The 22741-nt window shown below is 43.8% G+C and carries 20 protein-coding genes and 1 riboswitch; of the genes, 3 read left to right on the top strand and 17 right to left on the bottom strand.

Annotated elements, in window-relative coordinates:
* Positions 1-156: 156 nt before the first annotated feature.
* Positions 157-328: riboswitch (M-box (ykoK) riboswitch) on the bottom strand.
* Between the two features lie 398 nt (positions 329-726).
* The 12 genes from wecB to purC form a co-directional block, all read right to left on the bottom strand.
* Complete coding sequence (wecB, locus tag IGJ26_RS07125; RefSeq protein WP_008381437.1) at positions 727-1827, bottom strand: non-hydrolyzing UDP-N-acetylglucosamine 2-epimerase; 1101 nt, start codon at positions 1825-1827, stop codon at positions 727-729.
* 122 nt (positions 1828-1949) lie between these two features.
* A complete protein-coding gene (gene guaC / locus IGJ26_RS07120; RefSeq protein ID WP_081487946.1) occupies positions 1950-2927 on the bottom strand; it encodes a GMP reductase in 978 nt (325 codons plus the stop codon).
* Between the two features lie 210 nt (positions 2928-3137).
* Complete coding sequence (locus IGJ26_RS07115; RefSeq protein ID WP_005236385.1) at positions 3138-4052, bottom strand: aldo/keto reductase; 915 nt, start codon at positions 4050-4052, stop codon at positions 3138-3140.
* A 168-nt stretch (positions 4053-4220) separates the two neighbouring features.
* Positions 4221-5507: a phosphoribosylamine--glycine ligase gene (purD, locus tag IGJ26_RS07110; protein ID WP_016613335.1), complete on the bottom strand. Its 1287-nt coding sequence runs from the start codon at positions 5505-5507 to the stop codon at positions 4221-4223.
* 16 nt (positions 5508-5523) lie between these two features.
* Positions 5524-7059 (bottom strand): bifunctional phosphoribosylaminoimidazolecarboxamide formyltransferase/IMP cyclohydrolase, encoded by a 1536-nt coding sequence (gene purH, locus IGJ26_RS07105; RefSeq protein ID WP_194199478.1) that lies wholly within the window; start codon positions 7057-7059, stop codon positions 5524-5526.
* A complete protein-coding gene (gene purN, locus IGJ26_RS07100; RefSeq protein ID WP_086372831.1) occupies positions 7052-7636 on the bottom strand; it encodes a phosphoribosylglycinamide formyltransferase in 585 nt (194 codons plus the stop codon). Before purN ends, purH begins: the two co-directional genes overlap by 8 nt.
* Positions 7633-8679: a phosphoribosylformylglycinamidine cyclo-ligase gene (gene purM / locus IGJ26_RS07095; RefSeq protein ID WP_086372830.1), complete on the bottom strand. Its 1047-nt coding sequence runs from the start codon at positions 8677-8679 to the stop codon at positions 7633-7635. Before purM ends, purN begins: the two co-directional genes overlap by 4 nt.
* A 124-nt stretch (positions 8680-8803) precedes the next feature.
* On the bottom strand, positions 8804-10228 hold the full coding sequence (gene purF / locus IGJ26_RS07090) for an amidophosphoribosyltransferase (RefSeq protein ID WP_086372829.1): 1425 nt from the start codon (positions 10226-10228) through the stop codon (positions 8804-8806).
* Positions 10213-12441: a phosphoribosylformylglycinamidine synthase subunit PurL gene (gene purL / locus IGJ26_RS07085; protein ID WP_430599974.1), complete on the bottom strand. Its 2229-nt coding sequence runs from the start codon at positions 12439-12441 to the stop codon at positions 10213-10215. The genes purF and purL overlap by 16 nt, the downstream gene beginning before the upstream one ends.
* A complete protein-coding gene (purQ, locus tag IGJ26_RS07080; protein WP_086317288.1) occupies positions 12434-13111 on the bottom strand; it encodes a phosphoribosylformylglycinamidine synthase subunit PurQ in 678 nt (225 codons plus the stop codon). The genes purL and purQ overlap by 8 nt, the downstream gene beginning before the upstream one ends.
* A complete protein-coding gene (gene purS / locus IGJ26_RS07075; RefSeq protein WP_005230018.1) occupies positions 13108-13380 on the bottom strand; it encodes a phosphoribosylformylglycinamidine synthase subunit PurS in 273 nt (90 codons plus the stop codon). Before purS ends, purQ begins: the two co-directional genes overlap by 4 nt.
* Entirely contained in the window at positions 13371-14096 is a 726-nt protein-coding gene (purC, locus tag IGJ26_RS07070) for a phosphoribosylaminoimidazolesuccinocarboxamide synthase (protein ID WP_086317286.1), read from the bottom strand. The genes purS and purC overlap by 10 nt, the downstream gene beginning before the upstream one ends.
* A 214-nt stretch (positions 14097-14310) precedes the next feature.
* Between purC and IGJ26_RS07065 the strand changes: the two genes are divergently transcribed.
* From IGJ26_RS07065 to IGJ26_RS07055, 3 genes are all read left to right on the top strand, one after another.
* Positions 14311-14745, top strand: a complete 435-nt coding sequence (locus IGJ26_RS07065) for a hypothetical protein (RefSeq protein ID WP_081118538.1) — start codon at positions 14311-14313, stop codon at positions 14743-14745.
* 101 nt (positions 14746-14846) lie between these two features.
* The gene (locus tag IGJ26_RS07060) at positions 14847-15452 is read left to right on the top strand and encodes a DUF1054 domain-containing protein (RefSeq protein WP_086317284.1); all 606 of its coding nucleotides are present in this window, start codon (positions 14847-14849) and stop codon (positions 15450-15452) included.
* 1 nt (position 15453) lies between these two features.
* Positions 15454-17502 (top strand): penicillin-binding transpeptidase domain-containing protein, encoded by a 2049-nt coding sequence (locus tag IGJ26_RS07055; RefSeq protein WP_016620874.1) that lies wholly within the window; start codon positions 15454-15456, stop codon positions 17500-17502.
* 45 nt (positions 17503-17547) lie between these two features.
* On the opposite strand, the gene purB is transcribed toward IGJ26_RS07055, so the two are convergent.
* The 5 genes from purB to IGJ26_RS07030 all read right to left on the bottom strand — a co-directional run bounded on the left by purB (position 17548) and on the right by IGJ26_RS07030 (position 22676).
* Positions 17548-18846: an adenylosuccinate lyase gene (gene purB / locus IGJ26_RS07050; RefSeq protein ID WP_430599973.1), complete on the bottom strand. Its 1299-nt coding sequence runs from the start codon at positions 18844-18846 to the stop codon at positions 17548-17550.
* A 13-nt stretch (positions 18847-18859) separates the two neighbouring features.
* On the bottom strand, positions 18860-19978 hold the full coding sequence (gene purK / locus IGJ26_RS07045) for a 5-(carboxyamino)imidazole ribonucleotide synthase (protein ID WP_172634721.1): 1119 nt from the start codon (positions 19976-19978) through the stop codon (positions 18860-18862).
* Entirely contained in the window at positions 19971-20459 is a 489-nt protein-coding gene (gene purE, locus IGJ26_RS07040) for a 5-(carboxyamino)imidazole ribonucleotide mutase (RefSeq protein ID WP_016620876.1), read from the bottom strand. The genes purK and purE overlap by 8 nt, the downstream gene beginning before the upstream one ends.
* A 331-nt stretch (positions 20460-20790) precedes the next feature.
* Entirely contained in the window at positions 20791-22095 is a 1305-nt protein-coding gene (locus IGJ26_RS07035; RefSeq protein ID WP_016613324.1) for a nucleobase:cation symporter-2 family protein, read from the bottom strand.
* Positions 22095-22676, bottom strand: a complete 582-nt coding sequence (locus IGJ26_RS07030) for a xanthine phosphoribosyltransferase (protein WP_016613323.1) — start codon at positions 22674-22676, stop codon at positions 22095-22097. The genes IGJ26_RS07035 and IGJ26_RS07030 overlap by 1 nt, the downstream gene beginning before the upstream one ends.
* Positions 22677-22741: the final 65 nt, after the last annotated feature.

Raw genomic sequence — 22741 nt, 5'->3', positions numbered from 1 at the left:
TACGCCACCCCTAGCGATTCGATAATTACTCCGCTGTTTCATCTGGGGACTGGGGTATTCCATGTGAATCTTCCTTTCTTTTTATTAGGTAAGTCACTGTGGAACATGCGTAAAAGACACAAAAAAACGCACGCTCCCAATAAGCATGCGTAAAAAACTCATGATCATTGTAGAGCTTTAGCACTATAGGGCGTAGATAGCAAATCTGCTATCAGCTACTTTGGGTTTAACCTTCACGATTAGACCTGTCCTACCAACTAAGTATCTCTCGATACTTTTGCGGCAGCAGCTTGTGTCCATATAGGAGCCTCACCTAACAATTATTTGTATAAAATGTCAGTTCGCCGGAAGTCTATCTTCCAACTACCCACATAATAACTGCTATCCTAGCCAATGTCAACCGCAACAATGGAAAAAAGCACCCTTTTTTCATAGATTTTCGTTGGTTTTCAAATGAAAGGTCTTACAATAAAATAACAACGTTAAAGAACTGGTGTGATTTTATATGTGACAAAACTTTTTTTACACGAACAGATAGAGAGAAATCCTCTCAGGGCAAAACCCAGAATTCATCAAGTCACTTCGGCTATCCCATTGAAGGAGAGAATGTAATAAATTTCCGAACTCGAATAAAAAATAGACAGCCATTTAAATAAACAGCTGCCTATTTCTCTTTCATATCCGATTCTGAAAAATGATTTTTTCTATATTCTTTCGATCCAGCTCTCACGAAAAATGATCTGCTAAAATTTTCAAGATTCGCCGACTAGCTTTCCCATCGCCATAGGGATTTTCTGCATGTGCCATGGCATTGTAAGCTTCTGGATCCTCTAGTAGTCGCTTCGTTTCTTGATAAACCGCAGCTTCAGACGTACCGATCAGTTTTAACGTACCTGCAGCAATTCCTTCTGGGCGCTCTGTTGTATCTCGCAAGACCAAAACAGGAACGCCTAACGACGGTGCTTCTTCTTGGACACCACCAGAATCCGTCAAAATCAATGTGCTTTGATTGGCAACATTGTGAAAATCAATGACATCTAAAGGCTCAATCAGCGTGACATTTTCTAGTTCCCCAAGTATCTCCAAAGCAATCCCTCGGACTTGAGGATTTTTATGCATAGGAAAAACCACTTTGATGGTTGGTTTCTCCTTAGCGATCTTCGCTAAAGCGCGGAAGACTTGCTGCATCGGAACACCTAAGTTCTCGCGACGGTGCATTGTCAGAAGAATCATGGTTTGATCTGCTGCAGAAAGTTCTGGATGCTGATAGTCCTCCGAGATCGTATAACGCATCGCATCAATGGCGGTATTTCCCGTTACAAAAATTGCAGCTTTATTGCGATTTTCCGCTAATAAATTTTCTTTGCTTTGGACAGTTGGCGCAAAATAAAAATCCGCTAATACATCGATCAGCTGACGATTGGCTTCCTCCGGATAAGGAGATTTTTTGTTCCATGTACGCAAACCGGCTTCCACATGCCCCACAGGAATCTGCTGATAGAAAGCTGCCGTCGCGGCTGCATAAGCTGTGGTCGTATCCCCGTGAACGAGTACGATATCAGGGGTTTCTTTTTGCAAGATTGGTTCCAGATCCAGCAAAACTTTGGTAGTGATTCCTGTCAAAGTTTGCCCTAAAGTCATAATATCCAGATCATAATCTGGTATGATTTCAAAAACCGTTAAAACTTGATCCAACATTTCTCGATGCTGCGCCGTCACCACAACGATCGATTCAAAACGCGGGTCGTTTTCCAATTCCTTTACTAGTGGCGCCATTTTGATGGCTTCCGGTCTGGTACCGAACACAGACATCACTTTGATTGTCATTTGGTCACCCGCTCCTCTACTTCTCATTGCTTCTATTATAACGAAGAAAACAGAAAAACAAAATGGTTGTTCCAACAAAAAAAAGAAACGACCGCTAAAAGGCCGTTTCTTCAGTATCCAGCTTAAATAGTATCTCCATTGAAAATCGAATTTTTCACGATTACGTAATCCACTTTACGAATCGATTCTAAATCTTTTCCACCTGCATAAGAGATCGATGACTGCAAGTCTTGCTGCATTTCAACTAACGTATCTTTTAAAGAACCTTTGTATTGAATCCAAATTTTCTTTCCTTCTACGTTTTTCTTTTCACCTTTTTGAAATTCTGATGCAGAACCAAAGTATTCTTTCATTACAACGCCATTTTCTACCTTGGTTTCCCCTGGTGATTCTTCATGCCCAGCAAACAATGAACCGATCATGACCATGGTTGCACCAAAGCGGACAGATTTAGCGATATCGCCGTGTGTCCGAATGCCACCATCTGCAATGATTGGTTTGCGAGCAGCTTTGGCACACCAGCGTAATGCTGCCAATTGCCATCCGCCAGTCCCGAAACCAGTTTTGATTTTTGTGATACAAACTTTCCCTGGTCCAATACCGACTTTTGTTGCATCTGCGCCAGCGTTTTCCAATTCACGAACTGCTTCTGGCGTTCCAACATTTCCAGCGATCACAAACGTTGCTGGTAAATGCTTCTTGATGTGTTGAATCATATTGATCACGGCGTTTGAGTGACCATGGGCAATATCGATCGTGATAAAATCAGGAACAAGCTCTTTCTCAGCTAGTTCTTCTACAAAGGCATATTCATTTTCTTTGACACCTACGCTGATAGAAGCAATCAAGCCGCGGCTTTTCATTTTTTTGATGAATGGAATCCGTGCTTCTTCATCAAAGCGGTGCATAATATAAAAATAGCCATTTTCAGCTAAAAATTCTGCGATTGAATCATCAATAATTGTTTGCATATTTGCAGGAACAACAGGCATTTTAAACGAGTGTCCGCCTAATGTCACCGTGGTATCACATTCTGAACGGCTGTTCACGATACACTTGTTAGGAATCAGTTGTATATCTTCGTAATCAAAAACTTTCATGTCAAACATAAAAATATCCTCCAAATCTTACTAAGAGTGAAGCAAGCATCAAATGGCATCAGCCTATTTTTAACGCCCACAACAATTTAAACCACCTGGAAATGAAATACAAGCTTTTTAGAAATACTTTTTGAAAAAAAAGGATGAATGTTCGTCTTTCGCGAACATTCATCCTTATAACAACTGAATAAAACGGAATTTACGTATAAATTAAGGTAAGATGTTCCCTGCTGCTTTATACACTTCATACCATTCATGGCGGGTCAATACGATCGAAGAAGCTTGCGCAATTTCTTCAATTCGATGCGGGGTCATCGTTCCGGCAATCACTTGCATATTTGCTGGATGACGTAAGATCCACGCAGATGCGATGCCAGTCGGCGTTGTTTGATACTTGTTCGCTAGTTCGGTTAATTTTTCGTTTAACTCTGGGAATTTCTCGTTGCCGATAAAGACCCCTTCAAAGAAACCATACTGATACGGAGACCAAGCTTGGATCGTCATTTCATGCAAACGAGAATATTCCAAAATTTCTCCATCATGGTCGATACTGCCAGCATCCGTCATATTGACATGAATCCCTTGATCGATCATCCCTGTATGCATGATCCCGAATTGCAGTTGATTCGCTACTAAAGGTTGCGAAACATATTTTTTCAATAGCTCGATTTGACCAGGTTTTTGATTGCTGACACCGAAGTATTTCACTTTACCGTCTTTTTCTAATTGGTCAAAGGCTGCTGCCACTTCTTCTGGTTCAAACAAAGTGTCAGGGCGATGCAATAATAACGCATCTAAATGATCAGTTTTCAATCGTTGCAAACTACCTTCCACAGAAGAGATAATATGCTCTTTCGAAAAATCAAACATTTCACCTGGAACGATGCCGCATTTTGATTGAATAAACAAATCTTCTCTTTTAGCTGCCGTTTTTGCTAACGCTTCTGCAAAAATCGTTTCACATTCACCGCGACCATAAATATCCGCATGGTCAAAGAAGGTAATGTCATTTTCAATCGCAGTCGTCAAGACCTTCACAGGATCTTTGGCATTGTTGATTCGCATCAATCCTAAAATCACGCTGGATACTTCTAAATCAGTGGGACCGAATTTAATTTTTTTCACGTAAAGTTCCTCCTTATTTAAACTACATTCCTATTTTATCACAACAAGATGAAAACGCTATACCAACGTCAAAAAAACCTCCCATAAAACGAAAACCACCAGCACAACCGATTGGTTCTACTGGCAGCCCTCCTTTTTTTCAGGTTGTGTTATGCACAGAAATATTCTTTACTTCATCGCCTTTGATGAGTTGCTATATTGCAAGGCTTTATCGCCGATATCGTTTCGGTAATATAAGCCAGATAAAGACAACCTGCTGATTGCTTCATAGACGTTCTTTTGTGCAGCAGCTAAATTCTCAGCTGATGCTTCCACAAGAAAAACGCGCCCACCAGCTGCCGTCAAACCACCTTGGTCGGCAGCTTCATCCACTCCTGCATAAAAGAATTGCGTTCCTTCTCCTTCTGGGCTTGGGACAGGCATTCCTTGCTGATACTTGCCTGGATATCCTTGAGAGGCAATCACGACACCGATCGAAGCCGATTGATTCCATTGGATCGTAGGTACTTGGTCCTGTAAGAGATCATCAATGATCTGGGCTAGACTGCTTTCTAAGCGACTTAGCACGACTTGTGTTTCTGGATCGCCAAAACGCGCATTGAATTCGATGACTTTCGGTCCATCATTGGTAGCAATCAGACCTGCATAGAGAATCCCCGTAAACGGTGTATTGTTGCGAATCATCCCTTTTGCTGCAGGAAGTAAAACTTCTGCTACCGCTTGATCGACCATTTCTTGCGGAATCTGCGGTACCGGCGTATAAGCCCCCATACCTCCTGTATTCGGACCTAAATCGCCATCGAAGGCACGTTTATGGTCTTGGGCAATGACCATTGGATAGACGGCTTCGCCCTTCACAAATGCCAATAGCGAAAACTCCTCGCCAGCCAAAAACTCTTCGATCACCACTTTTGCACCACTTTCACCGAAAGCATTTTGCTCCAGCATCGCTTCGACTGCTGCGTTTGCTTCTTCAATGGTTTCCGCGACAACCACGCCTTTGCCCGCCGATAAACCATCTGCTTTGATGACGATTGGCGCACCTTTACGTTGGATATAGGCTTTTGCCTGGGCACTATCTGTAAAGCTTTGATAGTCTGCTGTTGGAATGTGATTGGTTCGCATCAATTCTTTGGCAAACTCTTTTGATCCTTCAATCATCGCTGCTTGGCGATTGGGGCCAAAAATTTCCAAGCCCGCCCCCTGAAAATCATCTACGATGCCATTTAGCAACGGAACTTCCGGACCAACGAAGGTCCAATCAACCTCCTGCTCTTGAGCAAAAGCAATTAGGCTTTCATGATCGGACTCTTCAATTGCGACTGTCTTGATCCCGTCTTTTCGCATACCGGGATTGCCCTTCGCACAAAAGACTGTTTCCACTTGAGGATCCTGCAGAAACTTTTTTGCGACGGCATGCTCTCTACCGCCACTACCAATAACAAGTATTTTCATCGTCTTCTCCTATTTCTTAGTGTTTAAAATGACGAACACCAGTAAAGACCATCGCCACACCGTATTTATCTGCCATGTCGATCGACTCTTGATCTTTGATACTGCCACCTGGTTGAATAATCGCTTTGATTCCTTGTTGCGCTGCATATTCAACACTGTCATCCATTGGGAAAAAGGCGTCGCTTGCCAGCACTGAACCAGTCAATTTATTGTTTTCACGAGCTTGTTCGACGGCGATTTTCACCGAACCCACGCGGTTCATTTGACCAGCGCCGATCCCGACGGTTTGCTGTTGATTGGCTAAAACGATGGCATTAGATTTCACGTGTTTCACTGCTTTCCAAGCAAAAGCCAAAGCTGCGATTTCTTCTGGTGTCGGCTTTCTCTTTGTCACCACGGTCCAATCTTCTGGTGTTTCCATTTGATCATCTGGTTCTTGCACTAATAAGCCCCCAAGGACAGAGACAACTTCTGGCTGTTTGGCTGCTTTCTGGAAATCAACAACCAGCAGGCGTAGATTTTTTTTCTTCGTTAAGATTTCTAGTGCTTCTTCTTCAAATGCAGGTGCAATGATGATTTCAAGAAAAATTCGCTGCAGTTGCTCCGCAGTTGCCACATCAACTGGACGATTTAAAACAATGATCCCGCCAAAAATCGACACTGGGTCTGCTTCGTAAGCTTCTTGGAAAGCTTCAGCAATCGTTTCTCCACTTCCGATTCCACAGGGATTCATGTGCTTGAGGGCTACTGCAGTTGGCTCTGTAAATTCTTCTGCGATCCGCAAGGCAGCGTCAGCATCTTTAATGTTGTTGTAAGACAATTCTTTGCCGTGGATTTGTTTTGCGCTGGCAATCGAATAGGGCACGGGTAAGGCATCTTGATAGAAGGAAGCTTTCTGATGACTATTTTCACCATAACGCAATGTTTGTTTCAAAACATAGGTTTTCGTCAAGGTCTCTGTTTCTGTTTCAGCCACCGCTTTGGTCAAGTATTCACCAATCAAGGCATCGTAAGCGGCGGTATGGCGGAAGACTTTGGCAGCTAATTTCTTTCTTGATGCCAAAGTCGTATTGCCTTCCTTCAGCTCAGCTAAAACCCAGTCGTAATCGTTGGGATCAACGACAACAGTTACTGAGGCATGATTTTTCGCCGCAGAACGTAGCATGCTTGGTCCGCCGATGTCGATATTTTCGATTGCGTCGGCTTCTGTGACGTCAAGCTTACTGATGGTTTCTTTAAATGGATAAAGATTGACGACAACAAGGTCGATCGGTAAAATGCCATGCTCAGCCATTGCCTCCATATGAGAAGGCAGATCACGCCGTCCTAACAGACCACCATGCACCCGTGGATGTAGCGTCTTGACCCTACCATCCATCATTTCAGGAAATTCTGTGACTGCTTCGATGCCGATCGGTTGAAGCCCCGCTTGTTCCAAGGCCGTTTTTGTCCCGCCAGTTGAGATAATCTCAAATCCTAAATTGGTCAATTCTTGGACAAATGGTACGAGTCCTTCTTTGTCAGACACACTGATTAATGCACGTTTATTCACGATTCGATAGCCCCTTTTCCACGATTTCAGCTAAAACAGCTGGATAGATTTGATGTTCTACTTGATGAATTTTTTCTGTCACATTTGCTAATGTATCGTCGGTGTCGATCCGAACGATTTCTTGGGCAATGATTGGCCCTGTGTCAATGCCGGAATCGACATAATGAACCGTCACTCCCGTCACTTTCACGCCGTAAGCGAAGGCATCGGCGATCCCAGATTTACCTGGGAAACTCGGCAACAAGGAGGGATGGATATTGATGACTCTGCCTTCATAAGCGGATAATAGAGTGTTGCCGATGATTCGCATATACCCTGCTAAAACAATAAAATCGATGGCATGATCATGCAATTCTTCGATCAATTTATTTTCAAAGGCTGCTTTTGATGCAAATGCCGCTGGCTCTATGACAAGCGTTTCATAGTCTCTCGCGCGGGCTTTTTCTATTACTGGCGCTGTAGGTTTATCGGAAAAGACCAACCCGATCTGCGCTCCTTTGATTTTATTTGCTTGGATCGCATCGGCGATTGCTGTAAAATTGCTGCCCGTTCCAGAAGCAAAGACGGCGATCCTCATCGGACTGCCTCTTTGAAGCAAACGGCTTCGTTGTTACGTTTGGTCACTTTACCGATCCGGTATGCTTGTTCTTCATTGGCGGATAGAAGTGCCATCACAGCCGCAACATTTTCTGGCGCAACGGCTAAGACCATACCGATACCCATATTGAAAATCTCGAACATTTCTTGATGAGGAATCGCGCCATGAGTAGCGATCATATCAAATATTGGCAACTGCGGCCAAGTGTCTAAGGCGATTTCTGCCGCAAGTCCTTCAGGCAGCATCCGTGGGATATTTTCAACAAAGCCGCCACCAGTGATATGAGAAATTCCAGCTAACAATCCTTCTGTCAATAAAGGTTTCAGTGCATCAACGTAAATTCTCGTTGGCGTCAATAAACTTTCTGCAAGCGTTTGGTTACCAAGTTCCGCAAACGTTTCTGCTCCTGTATAGCCATGCTGTTCAAAAAAGATTTTTCTGACTAAAGAGTACCCATTGGAGTGAATGCCTGAAGAAGGCAAACCAATCAGCTCATCGCCTTCTTTAATGGTTTCTCCAGTGATCAAGCGACTTTTTTCGACGATCCCTACGGCGAAACCAGCAAGATCATATTCTTCTGGCTGATACACCCCCGGCATCTCAGCGGTTTCCCCACCAATCAGGGCAGCCCCCGCTTGCACACAGCCCTCTGCGACACCAGCAATGATTTGTTCGATCTTTGCCGGATCGTTTTTACCAACTGCAACATAGTCAAGGAAGTAGATAGGTTCTGCCCCTTGAGCGACGATATCATTCACGCACATCGCGACGCAATCAATGCCGATCGTTGCGTGCTGTTCTTGTTGGATCGCCAACAAAAGCTTGGTTCCTACACCATCAGTCCCAGAAACAAGTACCGGTTCTTTTAATTGGTACGATGATAAGTCAAAACAGCCACCAAAGCCCCCGATTGCCCCCATCACGCCTAGCCGTTCTGTTCGTTTCACATGCTTTTTGATCCGTTCGACTACTTCATAACCGGCTTCGACATCGACACCGGCTTTTGCATATGCATTTGCCACGTTCGTTCCTCCTCAATCATTCATCCGCTTTTCTTCATTCAGCTCATTCGTCGTTAACGCAAGTAAACCAGCTGCCCTTCACTGCTTCGTTTGAAAAGCCATTCTTGCCTACTATTTATTCAGCTTATTCAGCTAAAGACGCGAGATAGTTTTCTTCATAATCATACAAAGGGGTTGGATAATCGCCATTGAAATAGGCCATACACAATCCTGAGTAAGGTGCGTCGAAATCTAAACCGATCGCTTCGATCAACCCGTCTTCACTTAAAAAGGCCAAAGAATCTGCTTCGATTTTTTCACAAATCTCAGCTTCCGTATATTTGGCTGCGATCAATTCTTTTCTCGTTTGAATGTCGATCCCGTAAAAACATGGATAGCGCAAAGGCGGCGAACCGATACGCACATGAACTTCTTTGGCACCTGCCTCTTTTAGCAGTTGCACGATACGGCGGCTGGTGGTTCCTCGGACGATCGAATCGTCGACTAGAATCACTCGTTTGCCTTCGACTACACCACGAACAGCTGAGAGCTTCATTCGCACGCCTTGCTCTCTTAACTCCTGTGTCGGTTGAATAAACGTTCGTGCAATGTATTGATTTTTTACTAAGCCCAATTCATAAGGAATACCTGAAGCTTCTGCGTACCCGCTGGCAGCAGATAAGGATGAATTCGGTACACCAATGACCATATCCGCTTCGATCGGCGCCTCTTTTGCCAAGCGACGGCCCATATTTTTACGGGCACGATGAACATTGACGCCAGCGATGTTGGAATCAGGACGGGCAAAATAAATAAACTCCATCGAACAAATCGCCGGTTGTACTTCTTGGGTATACTGCTCGATTTGAATGCCTGCATCATCAATGATCACGACTTCGCCCGGTCGGACATCACGAATAAATTCCGCACCGATGACTTCCAACGCACAGGTTTCTGAAGCCACCACATAAGCACCATTGACCATTTTCCCGATTGACAATGGACGAAAGCCATTGGGGTCTAGTGCTGCGATCATGGCATTTTCCGTCAGTAAAAGGTACGCAAATCCACCTTTAACTTGATTTAATGCCTCCTTGACCCGATCCATAAAAAGCGGTTCTTCGCTGCGACGGATCAAGTGCATGAGAATCTCTGTATCGGAATTCGAGTGGAAAATCGCACCAGCCTTTTCTAAGGATTTCCGTAGACTTTTCGCATTCGTCAAGTTGCCGTTATGAGCTAAGCCAATCTGCTGATCAAAAAATTTGAATAAAAATGGTTGAATATTATCAACGCTACCATTACCAGCAGTTGCGTAACGAACGTGACCAATGGCAGCATCTCCTGTCAGACGCTGGAGGACACGTTCATCCGAAAACACTTCCGCTAGCAACCCTAAATCACGGTGACCATTGAGTTTTCCCGCATCATTCGTGACGATCCCAGCACCTTCTTGGCCGCGATGTTGCAAACTGTGTAGTCCGAAGTAGGTGACACGAGCGGCATCTGGATGACCCCAAACACCAAAAACCCCACATTCCTCGTTGAGGCTCTTTACTTCATTAAACATGGAATGGCTTCCTCCCATTTCAATTTCGCCTCAGTAAGGGGCATCTCGATCGTATCATCTTGTGCTTGCATGCGAATCTGGCCATCAGCAGTCACTTCCCCGATCGCTATTGCAGCAGCACCTACCAGTGCTTCAAAAGCTGCTTGCTTATCAGGTGCGACTGAAAGCACAAAACGGGATTGGGTTTCTGAAAACAATTGTGCTGCTGGCAATGACACGGTCACATTTAGACCACAGCCCTTGTCAAAAGCGGATTCGGCTAAAGCGATCGCTAAACCACCTTCGGCACAGTCGTGGGCACTTTGAACAAGACCTGCTTGGATCGCTGCGGTAACCAAATGTTGGTTCGTTTTTTCTGTTTCAAGATCAAAGGACATTAAACGCCCAGCGATCTTTCCTGTCTGCAGTTTTTGCAATTCAGACCCATTGAAATCAGCATGGGTTTCCCCTAGGACATAGATCACATCCCCTGCTGCTTGGAAATGCTGCGTCGTGATATGCGCCAGCTCTTCGATCAATCCGACCATCCCAATTACAGGCGTTGGATAGACCGATTGTCCGTCCGTTTCGTTGTATAAGGAGACGTTCCCAGAGATTACTGGTGTCTCTAGTACACGACAAGCTTCTGAGATCCCGTCAGCAGCCGTAGATAACTCCCAGAATCCTTCTGGTTTATCTGGCGAGCCGAAGTTAAGGCAGTCAGTGATCGCCAATGGACGCCCACCGGAAGCGACGATATTTCGAGCAGCTTCTGCAACTGCGATCTGTCCGCCGACTTCAGGATCTAAGTAAAGGTAACGAGCATTACAGTCAGTCGTCATCGCCAAGGCTTTATTGGTTCCCTTGATTCGTAAAACGGCCGCATCACTGCCGGGTCCTACCACGGTATTGGTACGAACTTGCGAATCGTAGGTTTCAAAAATCGAGCGTTTCGAAGCGATCGTCGGCTGCTGCAGCAGATCCGCAAATACAGACGTTGCTGAATGAATCACTGGAACAAAGTCCGGTGTTTCCTTAAACACTTTGATCCGTGCTGGTTCTGCCATCTCTTTGTAGTAAGTCGGTGCATCTTCAGCTAAAGCATCCACTGGTAAATTAGCGACTTCCTGTCCATGATGGAACAAACGATAGTTGCCATCATCCGTCACTTCACCGATCACGACTGCTTCTAGATCGTATTTCTTAAAGAGGGCTTCCACTTCAGCTTCATGCCCTTTTTTGACACAGATCAGCATCCGCTCTTGGGATTCTGACAACATCATTTCATAAGGCGTCATATTGGTTTCTCGTTGTGGAACATCATCTAACGTTAAACGCAACCCTGATCCGGCTTTTGATGCCATCTCGGCACTAGAAGAAACCAATCCAGCAGCACCCATATCTTGAATTCCGACTAAAATGTCCGAATGATCCACGATCAATTCCAAACAAGCTTCCAACAAAAGTTTTTCCATAAAAGGATCACCGACTTGTACGGCGGAACGTTGTTGTTCTTCTCCTTCGACAAATTCTTCCGATGCAAAAGTCGCCCCGTGTATCCCGTCGCGTCCTGTTTTTGCGCCGACATACATGATGGTGTTTCCAACACCTTTGGCTTGCCCTTTTTGAATATCCTTGTGAGCAATGATCCCTACACACATGGCATTGACTAATGGATTGCCTTCATAACAAGGATCAAATGCCACTTCACCACCGACGGTCGGAATCCCAATACAGTTGCCATAGCCACTGATCCCAGCAACGACTTCTTCCAAAAGATATTTCGTTCTTGGATTATCTAACTCACCAAATCGTAAGGAGTCTAAAACAGCAATCGGTCTTGCTCCCATACTGAAGATGTCGCGGATGATTCCACCAACACCAGTTGCTGCTCCTTCATAAGGTTCCACCGCAGAAGGATGATTATGGCTTTCCGCTTTAAATACGACAGCTAGATCATCGCCGATATCCACGATACCCGCACCTTCTCCCGGACCTTGCAGTACTTGCGGCCCATCTGTCGGGAATTTCCGCAAAACAGGTTTGGAATTTTTGTAAGAACAATGTTCACTCCACATCACTGAAAAGAGTCCAGTTTCGGTATAGTTTGGTAAACGTCCCAAAATATCTTCTGAGATCATCCGATATTCTTCTTGGGTCAATCCCCATTGCTCGTATAATTTCGTGTCTTTGATTTCTTGTGGTGTAGGTTCTTTTACGATCATTTTATCCATTTACCGGCACCTTCCCAAAATTTTTCAATAATGAAGCAAAAAACTTCTTGCCATCTTCTGAGCCTAATAAACTTTCCATCGCTCGTTCTGGATGAGGCATCATGCCTAGGACATTGCCTGCTTTGTTGCAGATACCAGCGATATTGTGTAGACTGCCGTTGACGTTATCTTCATAACGGAAAACGATTTGATTGTTGGCAACCAATTCCTGATAAGTCGTTTCATCACAATAATAATTGCCCTCACCATGAGCGACAGGAAGCGTAATGACTTGATCCGTTTCATATTCAGAAGTAAAAGCTGTTCGATTATTCACTTGCAGACGGACCGGCTTGCAAATAAAATGCAATGATTCATTTCTTTGTAAAACCCCTGGTAACAAGCCCGCTTCCGTTAAAATTTGAAACCCATTGCAGGTACCAAAGACAGGTTTGCCTTCATTTGCCAAACGAATGACCTCTGACATGATCGTAGAAAAACGGGCAATCGCTCCGCATCTTAAGTAATCACCATAAGAAAATCCTCCTGGAAGCAAAACACCGTCAAAACCGGCTAAGCTTTCTGCATCATGGCGCACATATTCTGCTTCTACCCCCATGATATCTTTGATTGCCCACATCAAATCAACATCACAATTTGATCCAGGAAAGACGATCACTGCAAATTTCATAGGGCTGCTTCCTCCATTTGAACTATTTCATAACGGTAGGTTTCCATATTGACGTTTGCTAAAAGTTTGTCACAGATCGCTTCAATCTCCTCTGCTACTGCTGCTTGTGTTTGATTGTTGGAAGGTGTCACTTTGATTTCAAAGTATTTCCCGATGCGAATATCACTGACATCTTGATATCCTAAGCGATGAACAGCTCCTTTGACGGCTTCTCCTTGAGGGTCCAAAACAGATTCCTTATAAGTGACGTAAACTTTGACTAAATACATGTTGAATTCTCCTTTTCTAAACGATTTAAAACTTCTTCATAAACAGGAACGATGTCCCCTAAATCACGACGATAGACATCTTTATCAAGATGTTCATTTGTACCCATATCCCATAAGCGGCAAGTATCTGGTGAGATCTCATCAGCCAGGAGCAACTCGCCCTTCTTGGTTTTGCCGATCTCGATTTTAAAATCGATCAGTTGAATCTGGATACTTGCAAAGATTTCCAGTAACGCAGCGTTGACTTGTAGTGCCAGTTTTTTGATCAGGTCCAGTTCCTCTTTTGTGGCAAGACCCAAATAGAACACATGATCGTCATTGATAAACGGATCATCTAAGCGATCCTCTTTGTAGTAAAACTCCACGATCGGCTTTGGCAGTTTGGTTCCTTCTTCGATGCCCAAGCGCTTTGAAAAACTACCAGCAGCCGTATTGCGAACAACGACTTCTAAAGGAATCATGGTGACAGCTCGAATTAATTGTTCGTGTTTAGACACTAATTGAAGAAAGTGACTTGGGACATTTTTATCAGCTAAACGCTGAAAAAGATGCGCAGTGATCTGATTGTTTAGGGCACCCTTCCCTGCGACTGCATCTTTCTTTAAACCGTTCAGCGCAGTTGCTTGGTCCAGATAAAGGACTCTCAACACATCTTCTTCGTTGGTTTTAAACAATTTCTTGGCTTTTCCTTCATAAAGAAGCACTTCTAATTCCATAATCCACCTCAGTTAAGTATTATTTTTCACATAGCGATGACACACATCTTTATTTGTTTATTATTCTAACAACGCTGAAAAAGCGGGTCAACGATTATCTGTACATTTACACATTAATAAACACGAATGTTCGCCTTTTATCCCGTCAAGCAAGTTTACCTCTCCCGTTTGACTGGCGAAGGGTTTTATAAAGCGTTTACAACATTCTATTTTCATGCTATATTTAGGTCGTATTGTAGCTACATTCAAGGAGGAGTACTATATGTGGTCGCTAAAGAATCGTGCTGAACTTTTTTTAGCTCATTTATCAGACAAAGAAAAACAACAGCTCCATAACGAATTATTGGCCGTGCAGCAAATCCTTTCCATCAACCAACAAACAAGTTTCTATGTATTCAGTCCCTTCAAAAAAGGGGCACGTCCTCACTATGCGGAAGAACAAAAAAGAGTCTTACAATTTCAAAATGGCCGCAATGACGAATTGATCATTCACCAGATTCATCGTCAAAGCTTATTTAAACATACGTATTCTTTCCGTATTTATTTTAACTTAGAAGAAATGGATTTTTCTTTCTTGGATGATCTTCTGCATCTTTTGAAGGAACAAAGCCTTGCCCCTACCTTTAACTTAAGTCCCGCTGCGAATTAGCTAGTGATCACTAAATAAAAAAAAGATAAAAAAAACAAAAGCCCGAAATTTTACGGGCTTTTTTTGTTATACTGTTTTCAGACAAAAGAAAGGACACGATTATGCTATTTACAAAACAGTCATTTGATGTTTTTGCTTTAGAAACATTAGAAGAAAGAATGGAAAAAATCCGTTCAGAGATCCAGCCAATTTTCCAAACCATCGGCGAGGCAGCGATCCCATTATTTGAAGAAAGCTGTCACGAACCTTTTTATTTGCATATTGCTCAGCATCGGCGTAGAACCGTCTACCCTCCTGCCGAAACGTGGGCGGGGATCGGCCCTAACAAGCGTGGTTATAAAATGGATGCCCACTTTCAAATTGGGATCAATCAAGCGTATGTCTTTGTTTGGCTCAGTGTGATCGATCAACCGAAAAATCAAGCAACGATCGCGGAATCTTGGCTGGCTCAAAAAGAATTATTTGATCAATTGCCAGCAGACTTTACGCTATCTCCTGATCATACCAAGTATGACCACTCTCCAATCGCTAAATGGCCAACCTACTTAGAACGATTACAGAAAGTCAAAAAAAGTGAACTTCAGATTGGCAAGATTTTTCCGAAAAAAATGATCGAAGACGTTGAGATGGCGGATATTTTAGCAGTTTATCAAACGCTGTTGCCGCTTTATCACGCCCGTTTGTCGGCACTAAAGGAGGAACAATAATATGTCAGAAAACCGGCGCTCTCGCAAAGAAAAACCAGCGAAAAAACCTAAGCGTTTCGTCTGGCTGGCACTCCCTGCCGCCTTATTAGTACTTGGTGGCGGTTATTATGGCTATACAGTCTATCAAAATCGACAAGAAGAAGCAGCAGCAAAAAAAGTCCTCAATTCCTTTATCGGTGCTATATCTGATCAGAAGTACAGCAATCTATCTGCTTTACTGACCGAAGAAAGTTTGGAATCAAACGGCTTTACCGCAGACGAAGTCTCAGCAAAATACGAAGCGATTTTCACTGGTATCGGTGCCGAATCATTTAAAGCTTCAGGAATTGAGGTAACGCCCGATGATAAGGATTCCGATCAATTCAATTTCCAATACAACGGTTCCTTAACCACCTCGTTAGGTGAATTAACCGAGCTGTCTTATAGTGGCACGATTACTCTGGCTGATGACCAAGCCAAGATCGATTGGTCGCCTCAATTGATTTTTCCGGGAATGGAAGGACAAGACAAAGTTAGTATCTCTGTAGATAATGCCACACGTGGAGAAATCTTAGACCGAAACAACGAACCGCTAGCAGAAAATGGCACGCTCTATCAACTAGGCGTCATTCCAGGACAGCTGGGTACGGGAGACGAAAAAACCGCCAATATCAAAGCAATCGCGGAGCGTTTTGACCTAACAGAAGATGCGATCGATCAAGCATTGGCTCAATCGTGGGTCCAAGATGAGTTGTTCGTTCCCTTGAAGATTATCGAACCAACCGATGAAATGCCAACTGGAACAAGTTTAAAAGAAACGACGGGACGGACTTATCCTCTTGGAGAAGCCGCTGCCCAGTTGATTGGTTATCTAGGGAACGTGACTGCAGAAGATATCGAAAAGGATGAAACGCTAGCAAGCAACGGACAAATTGGTCGTAGTGGTCTGGAAGCTGCCTTTGACAAAGAGTTGCGGGGCGAAAATGGCGGAAAAATCGCCATCACAGATGAAGACGGTGCTGAAAAATCGGTTCTTTTAGAAAAAGAACGGGCAGATGGTAAAGATATCCAACTGACCATTGACGCACAAGCCCAAAAGACAGCTTTTGACGCCTTACAAAATCAGGCGGGGTCCACGGTCGTCACAGAACCAAAAACCGGTGATCTGCTGGTATTAGCCAGCTCACCGAGTTATGATCCCAATAAAATGACCCAAGGGATCTCCCAAGAAGACTACGATGCGTATGAACAAAACGAAGACTTGCCTTTCATCAGCCGCTTTGCTACGGCCTATGCACCAGGTTCGACCTTTAAGACCATCACGGCAGCGATTGGCTTAGAAAATGGTACGATCGACCCTACCCAAAGTATTGCGATCGATGGATTGAAGTGGCAAAAAGACAGCTCGTGGGGGGACTACTTTGTCACCAGAGTCAGCGACGTAGCTTCTGTCAATCTAAAAGATGCACTGGTTTACTCTGATAACATCTATATGGCACAACAAACCTTAGCTATGGGTGAAGATGCTTTTCGTAACGGTTTGTCGAAATTGATTTTTGGTGAAACGTTGGATTTACCGATTGCGATGAATCCTGCTCAAATTTCCAATGAAGACTCCTTCAACTCAGAGATTTTACTGGCAGATACCGGCTATGGACAAGGAGAACTGTTACTGAATCCCATTCAGCAAGCTGCTGCTTATTCGGTCTTTGCCAATCAAGGAAAACTGGTTTATCCTCGTTTATTGAAAGAGGCAGAGCAAAAAGACAAAGAAGTCTTTAAACCAGAGACGATTGAGCAAATCAATCAAGATTTGACAGCTGTTGTCTCAGATGCCAACGGAACGGCACACTCTTTGGCAGCGCTGAACATTCCGCTAGCTGCCAAAACAGGAACTGCTGAAATCAAAGAAAAGCAAGATGAAAAAGGCCAAGAAAACAGCTTCTTATTCGCCTTCGATTCGCAAGATCAAGGATTTCTGATGGTTTCCATGTTAGAAGATCGCCAGGAAAACCAATCAGCAACTGGTTTAGCACCTGATCTATTGACCTACTTAGCTGAAAATTATTAAAAAAGCCGCAACCTTAAGACGGAGGTCTCAAGGTTGCAGCTTTTTTTATTCGGCTAAACCGACACGTTCAAAGATCGTGTCAACTTGTTTTAAATGATGGTTGTAATCAAACGCATCATCCAAATCAGCTTTGGTCAAAACATCCGTGATTGCTGGATCAGCTTCTAACAATGGGCGGAAATCCGTTTGTTCATCCCAAGCTTGCGCTGTTTTCGGCTGAACCAAGTCATAGGCTTGCTCTCTGGTCATCCCGTGATCGATCAATTTCAACATCACCCGTTGGCTGTAGATCAATCCAAAGGTCGCATTCATATTGCGCTTCATATTCTCTGGGAAAACGGTCAGATTTTTGACGATATTGCCAAAGCGATTCAGCATGTAATCGATCAAAATCGTCGTATCCGGAATAATGATCCGTTCTGCCGATGAATGTGAGATATCCCGTTCATGCCAAAGGGAGACATTTTCATAAGCCGTCAACATATGACCGCGAACGACTCTTGCAAGTCCGGCCATATTTTCAGAACCGATTGGGTTACGCTTATGGGGCATGGCAGAAGAACCTTTTTGTCCTTTGGCGAAGAATTCTTCAACTTCCCGCGTTTCTGATTTTTGTAGTCCACGGATCTCGGTGGCGAATTTCTCAATGCTGGTTGCGATCAATGCCATTGCTGAAAAATATTCTGCATGTAGGTCACGAGGCAATACTTGCGTGGAAATATCTTGCGCACGAATCCCTAGTTTTTCACAGACATACTCTTCGACAAATGGAGGGATATTTGCAAAGGTTCCAACAGCACCACTGATCTTTCCAGCTTCGACCCCTTTTGCTGCCCGCTCAAAACGTTCAACATTGCGTTTCATTTCTGAATACCACAAGGCTAATTTCAAGCCAAAGGTCGTTGGTTCCGCATGAACACCATGGGTACGTCCCATCATCACGGTATGCTTGTATTCTTTGGCTTTTTCACCAATGATCGTCACGAAACGGTTCAAATCTTCCCGAATCAAATCGTTGGCCTGTTTCATCAAGTAACCATACGCCGTATCAACAACATCCGTCGACGTCAAGCCGTAGTGGACCCATTTACTTTCATCACCCAAAGATTCAGAGACTGCTCGGGTAAAAGCAACCACATCATGTCGCGTTTGCGCTTCGATCTCTAAGATACGGTCGATATCAAAGGATGCTTTTTCACGAATCAATGCAACATCCTCTTTCGGTATCTCTCCTAATTCCGCCCAAGCTTCGTCAGCTAAAATCTCGACTTCTAGCCACGCTTGGTAGCGATTTTGATCGGTCCAAATAGCACCCATTTCTGGTCTTGTATAACGCTCTAACATGTTTTTATCTCCTTTAATCCCAAATATTGGTTTGATAGATTTCTTCAGTGGTTTCTGCAATGTCTTCCGTCAAAATAGTGATATGTCCCATTTTGCGACCGGTTTTTGCTTCTTCTTTGCCATAGTAATGAAATTGCCAAGCAGGTTTTGTGGCAATCAGATCATAGGTTTCTGTCAATTCATCTCCTAAGACATTGACCATGACTGCTGGTGAAAGCAAAGAAACTTCCGGCAACGGCCAGCCACAGATGCCGCGGATATGAGCGTCAAACTGACTCATGGAGCAAGCTTCGATCGAATAGTGACCCGAATTATGCGGACGTGGCGCCAATTCATTGACATACAAGCCGCCGCTTTTGGTCAGGAACATTTCGATGGCTAAAACGCCTTGCAGATCCAAAGCTTTTGCAATAATGTGAGCGATCCGTTTGGCTTCTTCGGCAACTTCTGGATCAATGTGCGCAGGAGCGATCGTTTGATGCAAAATATTGTTACGGTGGATGTTTTCTACCACTGGGAAAGTGGTAAAGGTTTCTCCATTACCGGCAACTAAAATCGATAATTCTTTTTCAAAAGGAATCCATGCTTCTAATTCGCAAGTTCCTTCGCGAAGTAAATTCATGGAAGGCGCCAAATCAGCCGTACTGTAAAGCACGTGCTGTCCTTTTCCGTCATAGCCGCCTCTGGTGGTTTTTAATACACAAGGGTAACCAATGCTATCGATGGCATCTTGGATGTCTGTCGGGCTGATGATCGTGGCATAAGGTGCAATCACGATATTGTTTGCCTCTAAAAATGACTTCTCTAACAAACGATCTTGAGTGATTGCTAACAGATCGGTGCCTTGAGGGATATGTGAGTAAGGCAAAATAGAGTTCAATGCTTCAACACTGACATTTTCAAATTCATAGGTGATTACATCGGCACGTCGAGCCATTTCTTCTAAAGCAAACACATCATCATAGGCAGCAACAATATGCCAATCAGCGACTTGGGCTGTTGGACAATTGGCAGTAGGGTCTAAAACGCCAACCCGAAAGCCCATTTCTTTGGCACTCATTGCCATCATACGACCTAGCTGTCCTCCGCCAACGATTCCGATCGTTGCGTTGGGCATTAAAGGTTTAATCAAGTTGATCACTACTTTCCAATACGATTTCTTTTAATGTATTTCTTCGTGCGTCTAATTTCTCCGCTATCTCTAAATCATACATGGAAAGCATCTGGGCTGCAAGTAGTCCTGCGTTAGTTGCGCCAGCTTTTCCGATCGCCGTTGTTGCTACTGGTACACCACCCGGCATTTGCACGATCGATAAAAGGGAATCCAAACCGTTTAATGCGCGTGATTGGACGGGAACACCAATGACCGGCAATGTTGTTTTAGCTGCCACCATTCCCGGCAAATGGGCAGCGCCACCCGCTCCTGCAACAATGACTTTAATCCCTTTTTCTCGGGCTGTTTCTGCAAATTCGAACATCAAATCTGGTGTACGATGTGCCGAAATGACTTTTTTCTGATAAGGTATCGCTAACTCATCTAAAATCAAGCAGCACTCCTTCATTGTTTCCCAATCTGATTGACTTCCCATAATCACTGCAACTGCTGGTTTCATTCAATTTTCCCTCCAACGATTTTTTACGATTCTCTTCTGAATAAACCTCAGAAGTATTTTTCTTACGAAAATCATTTTGTTAGCAACCTTTTGTCGCTACGTCTGAGATATCCCGAAGTCACATGGCTCTGCTAACAATCACTTTCACCTCTAAATAGTAACGAGTAGCCCGTGCAATGTCAAAATATTTTCGAACTATTAACAAATTTTACTTTTCATTGTTCGCTTTTATCTCAAAGATATGTATTCAACACGTCAGATAACCGATAATAAGACAAATAAAGGAACAATACAAAAAATCCAGACGAATCCTCGTCTGGATCAAATAAACTTACTGTTGCAAGCGCAATTCCGTCACTTCGTCTGTTTCTTTCGGCAGCCCATTAAAGAACAGATTCAAAACAATGGCAGTCAAACTACTCATGACGATCCCATTGCCTGTAAACATTTGAACGGTTTCAGGCATTTGACTGAATAAAGTGGGCATCATATTGAACCCTAAACCAAAACCGATTGATACTGCAATCACTAACAAGTTCTTGTCATTCATAAAATCAACTTTGCTCAGCATTCTCATCCCTTGAACAGCCACCATGCCAAACATCACTAACATGCCGCCGCCAAGCACTGCCTCTGGAATGATCTGTGCGATGGCACCGACTTTTGGAAACAACCCTAATACGATCAAAAAGATTGCTGAAAAGAAAATCGGACGGCGCGTCTTAATGCCTGAAAGTTGAACCAAACCTACGTTTTGTGAAAATCCAGTATAAGGAAACGTATTGAAGATCCCACCAAGGATCACCGCCAAGCCCTCCGCACGATAGCCGCGCTTTAAGTCATTGCCTGTAATCGGTTTTTCAGTAATGTCTCCCAGTGCAAAATAAACGCCTGTGGATTCTACCAAACTAACGATGGAAATAATGATCATCAAGACGATCGACCACAGATCAAAGGTTGGTAAACCGAAATAAAAAGGCTGTGGCAAATGAAACACAGGTGCATGAGTGATGGCAGAAAGATCAACCAAGCCTAATAATGCTGCTAAAATAGTCCCACCGATCAAACCGATCAGTACGGCAATCGAGCGAATAAAGCCTTTGCCAAACACTTGCACGCCAATGATCAGCGCAATCGTCACAAAGCCTAACAATAAATTCGTTGGATCACCAAAGTTAGCAGCTGCGGCATCCCCTCCACCGATTTTGGTGATGGCGACTGGAATCAAGGTCAAGCCGATGACGGTAATCACCGTTCCTGTCACCAATGGAGGGAACAAAACTTTGATTTTCGAAAAAATGCCGGCGATCAAGACAATGAAAATCCCAGCAGCAATGATCGCTCCGTAAATCGCACTGATTCCTGATTTGGTGCCAATCAAAATCAATGGGGAGACAGCTTGGATGGCACAACCTAAAACGACTGGTAGGCCGATCCCAAAAAAGCGGGTGACGACTAATTGCAAAAGCGTAGCGATTCCGCACATGAAAATATCGATCGAGATCAAATACGTCATCTGCGCTTCATTAAAGCCGAGGCCTGTTCCAATCAACAAAGGGACGGCAACAGCTCCTGCATACATCGCTAGCAAATGCTGCAAGCCTAAAACTGCTGAACGGCTATTCGTCTCTTTCATTAGGCATCTCCTTCTAAAAAGCTAACTTGGCCTTCCGACAATGAGGCGATTCGTGCTAAGGAAACAACGGGGATTCCCATTTCTTCAAGCAATTGTCGACCAGTTTGGAATGATTTTTCAATGACGATCCCAATGCCAACGACTTTTGCTCCTGCTTGCTGACACAATTCGATCAATCCTTTTGCAGCTTGTCCGTTTGCTAAGAAATCATCAATTATTAATACCGTATCATCTGAAGATAAGAATTTCTTAGAAATCGATACTTGGCTGGTCACTTGCTTAGTAAAGGAATAGACCGATGCGGTCAACAACTCTTCATCCATCGTCAGACTCTTTGCTTTTCGAGCAAAGATCATTGGTACCTGCAACTTTTCTGCAGTATAAAGTGCTGGTGCGATCCCTGAAGCTTCGATGGTCACTACTTTGGTGATCCCACTTTCTTGAAATCGTTCTGCAAAAACTGTACCGATTTCTCTCATCAACTCATAATCCACTTGGTGGGTCAAAAACTGGTCCACTTTGAGAACCCCTTCACCCAAGACGTTCCCGTGTGTTTTGATACGCTCAACTAATTTATCCATCCTAGCTCTCCTCGTTCCTTTCTATTCCATCCTGAAAAAAAAGACACTCTTTTTGCCAAAGCAAA

It is taken from the genome of Enterococcus sp. AZ095a, assembly GCF_050546735.1.
Classification (GTDB): Bacteria; Bacillota; Bacilli; order Lactobacillales; family Enterococcaceae; genus Enterococcus_D; species Enterococcus_D entomosocium.
This window is presented reverse-complemented; position numbering and strand designations above follow the sequence as displayed.

Coding starts and splice junctions, on each gene's coding strand:
- purN (WP_086372831.1), bottom strand. CDS start 7,636: ATGAGGATCGCCGTCTTTGCTTCTGGAACGGGCAGCAATTTTACAGCA.
- purF (WP_086372829.1), bottom strand. CDS start 10,228: ATGTTTAATGAAGTAAAGAGCCTCAACGAGGAATGTGGGGTTTTTGGT.
- IGJ26_RS07035 (WP_016613324.1), bottom strand. CDS start 22,095: ATGAAAGAGACGAATAGCCGTTCAGCAGTTTTAGGCTTGCAGCATTTG.
- purB (WP_430599973.1), bottom strand. CDS start 18,846: ATGTTAGAGCGTTATACAAGACCAGAAATGGGTGCTATTTGGACCGAT.
- purQ (WP_086317288.1), bottom strand. CDS start 13,111: ATGAAATTTGCAGTGATCGTCTTTCCTGGATCAAATTGTGATGTTGAT.
- purS (WP_005230018.1), bottom strand. CDS start 13,380: ATGTATTTAGTCAAAGTTTACGTCACTTATAAGGAATCTGTTTTGGAC.
- purL (WP_430599974.1), bottom strand. CDS start 12,441: ATGGATAAAATGATCGTAAAAGAACCTACACCACAAGAAATCAAAGAC.
- purC (WP_086317286.1), bottom strand. CDS start 14,096: ATGGAATTAGAAGTGCTTCTTTATGAAGGAAAAGCCAAGAAATTGTTT.
- IGJ26_RS07060 (WP_086317284.1), top strand. CDS start 14,847: ATGCTATTTACAAAACAGTCATTTGATGTTTTTGCTTTAGAAACATTA.
- guaC (WP_081487946.1), bottom strand. CDS start 2,927: ATGAAAGTTTTTGATTACGAAGATATACAACTGATTCCTAACAAGTGT.
- wecB (WP_008381437.1), bottom strand. CDS start 1,827: ATGACAATCAAAGTGATGTCTGTGTTCGGTACCAGACCGGAAGCCATC.
- purE (WP_016620876.1), bottom strand. CDS start 20,459: ATGAAACCAGCAGTTGCAGTGATTATGGGAAGTCAATCAGATTGGGAA.
- IGJ26_RS07055 (WP_016620874.1), top strand. CDS start 15,454: ATGTCAGAAAACCGGCGCTCTCGCAAAGAAAAACCAGCGAAAAAACCT.
- IGJ26_RS07030 (WP_016613323.1), bottom strand. CDS start 22,676: ATGGATAAATTAGTTGAGCGTATCAAAACACACGGGAACGTCTTGGGT.
- IGJ26_RS07065 (WP_081118538.1), top strand. CDS start 14,311: ATGCTATATTTAGGTCGTATTGTAGCTACATTCAAGGAGGAGTACTAT.
- purD (WP_016613335.1), bottom strand. CDS start 5,507: ATGAAAATACTTGTTATTGGTAGTGGCGGTAGAGAGCATGCCGTCGCA.